This is a genomic window from Sporosarcina sp. Y838, assembly GCF_056786515.1.
On sequence record NZ_JBXCJD010000005.1, the window covers coordinates 1 to 9,383 of the forward strand.

The 9,383-nt window shown below is 33.8% G+C and carries 10 protein-coding genes; 1 reads left to right on the forward strand and 9 read right to left on the reverse strand.

Going from position 1 to position 9,383, the window contains the following annotated elements:
* From AC1TO4_RS08280 to AC1TO4_RS08320, 9 genes are all read right to left on the reverse strand, one after another.
* Positions 1 to 953 (reverse strand): IS110 family RNA-guided transposase (locus AC1TO4_RS08280; RefSeq protein WP_482104940.1); only part of this gene is annotated, 953 nt, incomplete at its 3' end.
* Positions 954 to 1,217: 264 nt separating this feature from the next.
* Positions 1,218 to 1,610, reverse strand: coding sequence for a DUF3139 domain-containing protein (locus AC1TO4_RS08285; RefSeq protein ID WP_482104941.1), 393 nt, complete (start codon positions 1,608 to 1,610; stop codon positions 1,218 to 1,220).
* Positions 1,611 to 1,672: 62 nt separating this feature from the next.
* A complete protein-coding gene (locus AC1TO4_RS08290) occupies positions 1,673 to 2,134 on the reverse strand; it encodes a helix-turn-helix transcriptional regulator (protein ID WP_482104942.1) in 462 nt (153 codons plus the stop codon).
* A 535-nt stretch (positions 2,135 to 2,669) separates the two neighbouring features.
* On the reverse strand, positions 2,670 to 3,134 hold the full coding sequence (locus tag AC1TO4_RS08295; RefSeq protein ID WP_482104943.1) for a hypothetical protein: 465 nt from the start codon (positions 3,132 to 3,134) through the stop codon (positions 2,670 to 2,672).
* 430 nt (positions 3,135 to 3,564) lie between these two features.
* Complete coding sequence (locus tag AC1TO4_RS08300) at positions 3,565 to 3,774, reverse strand: DUF4083 family protein (protein ID WP_482104944.1); 210 nt, start codon at positions 3,772 to 3,774, stop codon at positions 3,565 to 3,567.
* Positions 3,775 to 4,740: 966 nt separating this feature from the next.
* Complete coding sequence (locus AC1TO4_RS08305) at positions 4,741 to 5,298, reverse strand: isochorismatase family protein (protein ID WP_482104945.1); 558 nt, start codon at positions 5,296 to 5,298, stop codon at positions 4,741 to 4,743.
* A gap of 305 nt (positions 5,299 to 5,603) precedes the next feature.
* Entirely contained in the window at positions 5,604 to 6,137 is a 534-nt protein-coding gene (locus AC1TO4_RS08310) for a dihydrofolate reductase family protein (RefSeq protein ID WP_482104946.1), read from the reverse strand.
* Positions 6,138 to 6,771: 634 nt separating this feature from the next.
* Positions 6,772 to 7,275 carry a DUF2716 domain-containing protein gene (locus tag AC1TO4_RS08315; protein ID WP_482104947.1) on the reverse strand — a complete coding sequence of 168 codons (504 nt, stop codon included), beginning with the start codon at positions 7,273 to 7,275 and terminating at the stop codon, positions 6,772 to 6,774.
* A gap of 294 nt (positions 7,276 to 7,569) precedes the next feature.
* A complete protein-coding gene (locus tag AC1TO4_RS08320; protein WP_482104948.1) occupies positions 7,570 to 8,046 on the reverse strand; it encodes a sunset domain-containing protein in 477 nt (158 codons plus the stop codon).
* 765 nt (positions 8,047 to 8,811) lie between these two features.
* On the opposite strand from AC1TO4_RS08320, the gene AC1TO4_RS08325 reads away from it, so the two are divergent.
* Positions 8,812 to 9,383: hypothetical protein (locus AC1TO4_RS08325; protein WP_482104949.1), on the forward strand; the 572-nt coding region annotated here is incomplete at its 3' end.

Here is a 9,383-nt window from a genome sequence, read left to right on the forward strand (position 1 = left end):
TGGCGTGGATTTTCATAAAGTGAAAAGCTTCCTACTTCTGAAAGTAAATCAACAATCGTCGCATCTCCTAAACCAGGTACGGAAGTGAGTAACTCATATTCCATTGTTGTTTGTGCCATTTCGGTTAATTGACTGTTCACAGATGCAATTTCGGATTCTAATAAGCGATACTGACGTAGGAGTGTGGCGATTTCATGTCGGGCCATCTGTTCTCCTTCTGTCAGTCCAATCGATTTAGTCGATGCTTCAATGAGAAGCTTTGCTTTCGGTAACTGTGGCGTCCTCATCCCCTCTACCTCACGGTATAGAAAGACCAATTCCTCAGCTGTTTTCCCTTTAATATCCTGTGGAAATGGCGTCACTTCCAAGGCGGCCAGCGCCATCTTTCCAAAAGACGGAAAGACTTGAGTAAACTCTGGAAAATAACGATCAAGCCAACGGATGATTCGATTTTTAATACTAGCTAAATCTTCCGTTAACTTTGAACGGAGAGTAGAACCAATACGCAGTTCAGCGTCTACCTCTTTTAACAAACGTGGATAGCTAAAACGACCATCTTTCAATAAGCGTGCGATGACCAACGCATCTTTTTTGTCGTTCTTTGTTTGTAAATTATCGTCCAGTTCCTTCGAACGTTTGACGTGCATTGGATTCACCATGACGAGTGGAATGCCATAGTTATCTAAGAAATAAGCCAAGTTCATCCAATAGTGGCCTGTTGGCTCAATTCCAACGATAACGTCTGTTTTCTTAGCTTCCTTCATCGTTTGACGAATCTTTTCATACAAACTTTCAAAGCCTTCTTTTGATTGATGTACCGCAAAGGCTTTTTCAATCACACGCCCTCGTTCATCGACAAAGCACGCATAATGAACACGCTTGGCAATATCCATACCGACAACGAGTGTATTTTCTGTCACTTGATTAATTTTTTCATTGCATTTAAACTGCATAAAGAAGTCCTCCTTGTTTGATGATGGGTCAATGGTCGTTGACACCCACATCATACTAGAGGGCTTTTTTTCTTTCAAGACCCGGAACATCCTTCAAACAGGAATGCTGCCCCGTTAGTTCAACAAGAAAAAGAGCTCCCTAAGAAGCCCCTGTTGTTCGACTAAAGCACCCGTTAGTGGAATAAGAAAGCATTATATGTTCCATAAGTGAATAATTCATAAAAAAGCCGCCCAATTGGACGACTCATTGATAAATTCACAAATCTAACGTTCAATAACTTCTTCTTCTATGATCTTATTGCCATCAAAGTAAATATCATACACAGGGTATTTTGCTTTCTTATTGGCTAAATCTAAAGACATATTATTATACCTAGTAAAAATTCTTACTTGATTTTCTGATCTAGTATATTCATATCCGTATACGATTTCTGGATCATCTTTAAATACAATCTTCTGATACCAACATCCATTTTTATAGTCATATAAATCTACAAGTATCTCACTATTCTCTTTAGATGCTCCTTGATATTCAATTACTTTTGCTATTCTTTCATCAGCACGTTTTTCATAAAGAAAAAAGTTTAGCTTTATTCCTCCCCACACCAGCAAAAAAAATAGAAACATTGAAAATAAAACTATTAAAACCTTTTTCATTCTTTACATCGTCCTTTTAGTGTAATTTTACACATTAAAGGCGGTATTTACAACGAAAAAATTTAGTTTACAATCATATTTATAATGTTTCGCCATTTTTCTTTAGCTATACTCTCATTCAATGTACTTAATAACCGATAATTTTCGTTATCTAATACTCGAAAATGCTTACTCAATATATTTTGTTGTAAACGATACCCAAACCTTTCATCAACAGTTTTCCACCAAATATAGCCGCCCATGGTTTTATCTTTTGCTCTAATAATCACATCATGAGCTGTTAACTCGATGACTTCCATTGGATCACCACCGATTTGATTTTGTAGTATAATACTGTCACGAAACAACGCACAAATTGCAATTGTTGTTGTCCAGTTTGCAAAAATTCTTCCTTTCTCTATTTGTACAAGTGTTTTCTTTGATATTCCTAATATTTCTGCCATCTTATCTTGCGTATAATTACTCTCTGTTCGTATTAGCTTTAAACTTTCAGAAGCAATTTGAATAATAAAGTCGCGATCCATGTTTAACACCTCGTGTAATTTCCCACTAATTATAACCTATTTCACTTCTAGACAATAAACAGAACCTAATAAATAATTTTAAATTAGTTTAAATCAATTCACAGACGATTCACGTATGTGTTATATCTACAAAATGTTTTTAAACTAACCTGCTTACGTTAGCTCAGTAAGAAAAGCTACCCTTATAGGCAGCCACTTGTTTAACAAAAGCACCCGTTAGTTTAAGTACACTCATTCACAATCTTGGATAAATTCGCATTGTACATCTTGAATTTAACATCCTAATTTACTTCAATCGATATTTATTTTCCTCTATTCATCATTGACGGTTATATTTAACAGCGTACTTCCAAGAAAAATCAAGAAGATACTAATAAAAAATTTCAAGTATTTCATCATTTAACAACTCCATGTTCTTAGTTTGTTGTTAATTTGTTAGTTGTACTTGTTAAACTAACCTGCCCCTTTAGTTGAACAAGCAAAAGAGCTGTCTAAGTAGATCAACGATCTTCAAGTAAAGCACCCGTTAGTTGATTTAATCTTTTACTGTTTCAACTTCCTTTATCGCACTTGTTAAAGCGAAGGTGTTTTCACTTATCGTATGTCCCCCTACAAGGGAGATATCGTATTCTCCATTAGAGAACTGTATGTAATTCGCATCTTCTTTGTTCTTTTCAAAAAATATAGTGTACTCATTCTTATCCATTGTATTTAGTTCCCAACTTGCACCTATTGTCATTTCAACATTGTCTGATATTCTCTTAGCGTAATATCTTTCCTTGTCCTCCACTAATTCACCGACGAAATATGTATTTCCACTTGACTGTATTACTAATAAACTTTCATCATTTGTCGTTGTAATTAAATCAATATTTCCCTTAATATTCTCATTCTGAACGAAATGTTCCAAAGTTTCTTCTTTAGAAGAGAAATGGTCAATATTATCCTTTCCGCTACAAGCAGATATGAAGAAAATAGATATAACCATTAAAATAACCATAAATCGTCTAATGTTAATCTCCACCTTCACAGTTAATTGTTTATAAAACTCATTTGCCCTTGTTCAACTAACCTGCTTCGTTAGTTCGATATGAAATGAGCCCAGCTGCTCAACGATTTTCAAGTAAAGCACTAAAAATGAGATATGGTAAACGCTTTTTATCAGTGACAAGATGTTTATAAAAAATAACATGAAGTACCAATAAATGAATTAACACGTTTAAAGACATGACATTGCTGTAAACTTGCGAATCAACTAAAGCAAGTATTATAAAAAAAATTAGCGATATGATGGATCCAGGCATGTAATTCTTCAAAAAATCTCCCCTATTTTATTCTTATTCAACTAAACTGCCCGTTAGTTCAATAAGAAAAAGAGTTACCTCTGGCAACCCCATATCTTTTTACTAAAAGGACATCTCTGTCATTTATCAATCTCTTTTTTTCTCCAATAAAGCTATTATCTTATCTAGCTTTCGTTCAACGTTCATGCTGTTTTGAGCCTTTTTCTTTTGATCCTTTGACAATTTTCTAATCGATACTATCAAAGCAACACAAACTAAAATAAAAAGCAAAGCAAATGTTGTTGTAAATATTATATCGCCTATATTAATACTTTCAGCAATTACTTCAACAGGCATCATAATCTCCCCTTATCAATCTTTTTTTATATAATAGTTTTGCCTATTCCAGTTCCACATTGCTGTTACTGTAAAACCTTCTTCTTCTTTTTCATCATCATTCTTCTTGAACTAAGCACCCGTTAGTTGAAGAAGAAAGCTTATATACTTACTTGTATTGAATAAATAAATAGTATTGCGAAAACAATCCCTATAACATATTTAGAAAAATGCTTAAGTCTATCATTCTCAAATGTCTTAATTAACAAGTAAAAAAAGCCGATTACCCAAATACCATCTTGAAAAAAAGTAGCAATTATATTTCTAAACATATGGAAGTAAAAGAATAATTCCAATTATATCCCCCCTAGATTTAATGATATATTACCACAATTAACCAAAGTACTTGTTGAACTAAACTGCCCCCGTTAGTTTAATAAGAAAAAAGAGCTCCCTAATAAGCCCCTGTTGTTCGACTAAAGCACACGTTAGTACATTAGGGGCTAAAAAAAGCGTTAATCCTTCTTGGATCAAAGCATTGAAAATAATCACTATTTAAATATATGAGGTTTTTCTGCTTTCATAGATATGTGACCACATTCCGTGCAAACCCTAACAAGTATCTTAGAGCCACCTTTCCAATCAAGTTTTTTAGCTGGTTGCAAAGTACCTCCAAATCCTGCCCATCTAGCTTCTCCTATTGCTGCACTACCGCATTCTAAACACTGCAGTTCCGTCATTTTTACACCTCAATTCCATTATTTTTGAAATAATACTTTATTCCATTAAATGACTCGATTGTTGAACAAAAGTAAACAACACTCTTCTCCTTTAGTTTAAGTACATTCATTCACAACATTAAGAAGCTCCAAATGTAAACAATCCCACTTTCTCACATCCAACAATGAGAAAGCGGGATATTGTTACTTAATAAAAGTGTCCGATTGTTGTTGATAAGATTGTACATTTTAGTATGCTTTTAAATTATTACCTATATGAGTCATGAATTGGACAAAACAAATCTTCCTCTGCATTCCTAACAACTGAAAAGTGTTCAACATTGTAATGACCATGAAGAGTACTATTATGATGCTTTATGATTTGTTCAGCACTTAAAACGTCACTGTCCGTTGTCGAATGTCCATCACCCACTAAAGTGACATCAAAACCACTAATAGTGGCAGTTCTAACTGCACTATCTATACAATGTTGTGTTGCACAGCCCATAACAACAATATGTTCAATCTCTTGAGATTGTAAATGATTTAGAATTCCTGTTGCATGGAATGAATTCGTTGCAGCTTTATCAAAAATCACTGCTTCCGTAGGTACATTAATTTTATTATGAACTTGAAACCCTTCACCTTTTCCACCAGCAACATCGATATCTCTTATAAACACAATTGGAACATTGAATTCTTTTGCTTTTTCAATGGCTAAATTGATATTATTAATAAGCTGCAATTTATTGAAAACTGCACTTTCTTCTTGACTTCCATCAATCAACTCTTGTTGGGCATCGATAATTAATAATGTTTGATTCAAAATGATTTTCCCCTTTCAAGCTGTAGGGAAACGCTAAATGATTCAATTAGTTAGACGTTTTCCCCTTATAAATTTTCACGCTAACATATTTTTTGTTTATCATGATATCTCCCCCTACACAAATATTGCCTTAAAACAACTTTAATTTTCAGACAATTAATTTTAACACATTCTTCCAAAAGAAGATACTTCATTAAGGAAGTTCGTTTGTCAATGATATTCTTTAACTAACCTGCTGTGTTAGTAAAATAAGAAAAGCATTACTGTTGTTCAACTAAGCACCCGTTAGTTGTATAAGATATTTTTTAATTTATAACGCCATAATGTAATTCCACAAATTGATTGAAGTTCCTAGTTCCTTTCAACGTAAGGTCTAATTGATAATCTCCTTTTTTAAATAACGGAATTCCTTTCCCTATAATAGTTGGAGCCACTGTTAAAATAATTTCATCAACTAATTTCTCTTTCACGAAATATTGTAACAATTCCCCTCCACCAACAATCCAAATTTTTCTTCCTTCTTGATTCTTCAATTTATTAGTAACACTAACTATGTCATCATTAATAAATTTGACATCTTCGGTATCTACAATTGAAGATCTTGTAAATACATAACACTCTTTATTTTTATATGGGAATTCCCCTGTTTCGTGTCTTATTATCCAATCATAAGTTTTATTACCCATTAAAACTGTATCTACTGTCTCATAAAACTCTGAATATCCGTTATCACCTTCACCTTCAACATTAAATAGCCATTCTAAAGACTCGTCTTCCGTAGCTATATACCCATCTAAACTCGCAGCAATATACAATACCAAATTTCGTTTTTTACTCATAATATCCTCCTTATAAACACAAATAGAATGTATGTTCTAATTCATTGTAGCAATATTTTTCTACTCTTCCACTAACCTGCCCCGTTAGTTCAATAAGAAAAAAAGTTACCTCTGGCAACCCCATGATTTCTTACTAAAGCACCCGTTAGTTGAATAAGAAAACTAAACAAACAGTTGCTCAAGTAGCCCTATAAAAAGGATTGATAATATAACAGTTGGTATTGAAATTAATATCTTATTTCGCAACCTAATATTCTCGAATCGTCGATATACCTTATTTACTACTCGGTAAACGATTATTATGATAGGTAAACTTATACATATTGCTATTAAATCAACAGAAGTAAATGGTTTACCTATGTATTTATCAAGGGGAATGTTGATAACAAAAATTGCTGAAAATAAGATGAATTGAAAAACACAAAATCTAACATAATTCAAAGGCGATTACCCCTATTCGATGGTTATTAATATATCCTTTAAAGGATACTATTATATTTAGTATATTTCATTAGGATTTTTTCCCTTTACCTTGTTAAACTAAACTCCCTCTTTAATTGAACAAGAAAAAAGAGCCGTCTAAACAGCTCAACGATCTTCAAGTAAAGCACCCGTTAGTTCAATAAGGTTTAAATTATCCCTGACGTAGTATCTTTTGAAACATTCTCGGTTGATGTTCTTCAAAACCCTTTATCAATTCTTTTCCAAAAATAGTTATGGTTTTTTCCCAAGGGTGTCCCAACAATCCCCATTCGAAATTTTTATGAATAAAAAAGTAATAATCACCATCTGGATAGATAGGCACTGTCCATTCATCAAATTCATTTTTCAGAAATTCTAAATGGGGGTTTATCCAATAACAAGGATGCTGCCAATCTAATGCATACAAATATTCATTCTTCTGTATGCGTTCTTGAAAGACAAGCAATGACTTTTCCTCTAATTCACTATAAATCTCATTATAATTATCTATATCTACTGACCCATTTGAATATAAGGATGTATCATAAGTGATAAATGGACTTGGCACTTCAAAAGATGGGAAGTTCGACACACTTGGTTTGAAATTAAATTTATCATATAACAGATCCCATACTTCCCTATATTCTAATGAGGATAATTCAATCCAATTCTTCATTTAATATCCCACCTTTAAGATGTTTTAATAGGGATTATTATAACCCTTTATTCAACTAACCTGCCCCGTTAGTTCAATAAGAAAAAGAGCAGCCTAAGCAACCCCATGTTCTTTAACTAAAGCACCCATTAGTTTAATAAGAACAGAGACGCTTATTAAACTATCGCGCCCTGTTATGGAATAACAAAAATATGGTCTCAATCTTAAATTCAATTAATTCTACTATTTTTTTTCTCTAATATTTTTCTCCTTTATTATAGTTTGTGTCTATAGCCATACTATATTGTTTTTGTGTCACCTTTTTGACTTCCTAAACCCAGCAGCCATCGCATCAGCTTGAGTACAGAACTTTTCTTCCGCAACTGTTGCATCATAATAGTCACCACCGGGTACATGATATATTTTTCCGCCTGAACTAGAGACATTTCCTTTAATTAATTTTTCACAGCTTACCTCTACTTTTTTCTTGGGTACGGATGGGGTAGGCGGTGCTTGTACAGGTACAGGTACAGGTACAGATCCTGGCTCTACGACTTCCATAACTTGACTAGCTTCTTCCGTACCCATACTATCGATTTTATTATCTATATATTCCACTAGGTTAGTGAAAAATAATATATAACCCGCAAGCAGCCAAAACGCTAATTTACCAAAATACATTAGTTTACTCTCTGATTTCTTACTTTTGTCTTTTCTGTCTTTGTCCACAATGTTCCAGCCTCTCACCTTTGAAATTGACCCTACAGTATTATACTGTATTGTTTTTATCATAACAAAAACCCCACCTATAGTCTTCCTCCACTAAGGTTTACTAATGTTGAACTATTCCGTGTTTATTTAAGCGCAATTCTCCACAATCTAACAATGAATTTCATCATAGATTTCCAGTTTTGTATGTAAGTCTTGTTCCTTTAACCGCCCTTTAATTAAAGCAAAGATTGCACTTCTTTAATCATTAAGTTTTTCATCATAAGGGTTCGAAAACAAATCCATATCAAATTCAGCTTCAATACTTGAGGTGAATTTGATATAGATTTATCCAAATATAGAGCAGGGGTATCCCGTTCGAGAACCAGCCTAAATACATTGCGGGATTAGGGACTACTTTGACTATTGCAGATTCATTTGGAAGACTGGGCCTTTGCTAATTCATTCTGAATATCGTAACATGGAACTATTATCCATTAGTAGGATCACATTGAAAAAGTTAAATGTCATAGACCCCAGCCTTCTAGTGCCGTTAACTATAGATGGTATCAACGATGGTGGTTCATTATTTTAGTTATATTAACCATACCGTCAAACTACGGTTTCTCTATTCTGCTCGCGGCCTTTCTCATTTTTTCGCGAAATAGATTAAGAAAAAATGTGGCTAATTCCACTAACTCGAAGTAGATTTTAAAATTAAAAAATGACCTATCCACAATCAAATCTGTAGACGGGTCGCTTTTGCTTTCATTCAGATTTAGGATATATTTGCCACTTCATCCAGAATGTCTTATCATAGAACTATCCGAAAATAATAGGAGGTTTGGCATGAATACTTTATTTTTCATTATCTTTTTATTGTCTATTCCCACGCTTATTTATTTTGTAGTGCGTTGGATCATATCGTACTTTAACAAAAAGCATGATCACGCTAAGAAAATGCTAAAATTAATGGGTGCATCAGGAGGACTCATGCTTCTCGCTTTTATAGGATTCATAGGTTTGAGTGCAACGTTTTACATTGTTGCCTTTTTATCGACCATGGCGTTAATGTACTTCATCGTTAGATTTATTATTTCAAAGAAAAGGAAAAAAGACGTTCAACGTTTGAAGTATAGGAAATTTAGTTGGATAGCATTCGCTGTCATGTTTGTTTCGATTGGAATATCAGGTAATACCGCTGAGATAGAACAAGCCGATAAAGACGAACCTGAGATAGTCGAAACATCAGCTCCGGTAGTAAAGGCTGAACCAAAAGAAGTAGTTAAAGCTGAAGCTGCCGAAAAAGCTGCTGCCGACAAAACTGCTGCTGACAAAGCTGCTGCCGAAAAAGCTGCTGCTGACAAAACTGCTGCTGACAAAACTGCTGCTGACAAAGCTGCTGCTGACAAAGCTGCTGC